This window comes from Bacillus sp. AP50 (genome assembly GCF_040492675.1).
Lineage (GTDB): Bacteria > Bacillota > Bacilli > Bacillales > Bacillaceae_G > Bacillus_A > Bacillus_A cereus.
Window position 1 is genome coordinate 1 of record NZ_JBEUTW010000367.1, and the last position, 1,040, is coordinate 1,040.

Sequence of the window (1,040 nt, forward strand, 5' to 3'; positions counted from 1 at the left end):
GATTAGTGTTACTCGATTTATTTAATCAATTTTTAATTTTCTTAAATTCCTTATTACCTTCCCCAGAAGTTAATTTTTTGAAACAATTAACTCAAAGTATTATAGTTTTATTACAATCTCCAGCACCTAATTTAGGACAATTGTCAACATTATTGCAACAATTTTATAGCGCCCTTGCACAATTCTTCTTCGCTTTAGATCTTATCCCTATATCCTGCAACTCAAATGTTGATTCTGCAACTTTACAACTTCTTTTTAATTTATTAATCCAATTAATCAATGCTACTCCAGGGGCGACAGGTCCAACAGGTCCAACAAACAGGTCCAACAGGGGCAACGGGCTTAACAGGAGCAACTGGTGCAGCTGGTGGCGGAGCTATTATTCCATTTGCTTCAGGTACAACACCATCTGCGTTAGTTAACGCGTTAGTAGCTAATACAGGAACTCTTCTTGGATTTGGATTTAGTCAGCCTGGTGTAGCATTAACAGGTGGAACTAGTATCACATTAGCATTAGGTGTAGGTGATTATGCATTTGTAGCACCACGTGCAGGAACTATCACGTCATTAGCAGGTTTCTTTAGTGCAACAGCTGCATTAGCTCCAATATCACCTGTTCAAGTGCAAATACAAATATTAACTGCACCTGCAGCAAGCAATACGTTTACAGTACAAGGCGCACCTCTTTTATTAACACCAGCATTTGCCGCAATAGCGATTGGTTCTACAGCATCAGGTATCATAGCTGAAGCTATTCCAGTAGCTGCTGGAGATAAAATACTACTGTATGTTTCATTAACAGCAGCAAGTCCAATAGCTGCAGTTGCTGGATTTGTAAGTGCAGGTATTAATATCGTTTAATTTGTTACAATGTTTAGTAGGAAATTAAACAGGGGTTTGTATATAGTCCTTCCTAATAAATTTAGGAAGGACTATATTTTTTGGGGAAATAAGTAATAAATCAATTGAACAATTACTCTTTGTTAAGTTCGTATAAAAAAGTATAATTTACCCTTTCTCAGTTTAGTAATAAGTTATGT

At 36.4% G+C, this 1,040-nt stretch carries 1 pseudogene; it reads left to right on the forward strand.

What is annotated here, in order from left to right:
• Positions 1–861: pseudogene (locus ABWK52_RS22535) on the forward strand (exosporium glycoprotein BclB-related protein); the annotation flags it as partial.
• Between the last annotated feature and the right edge of the window lie 179 nt (positions 862–1,040).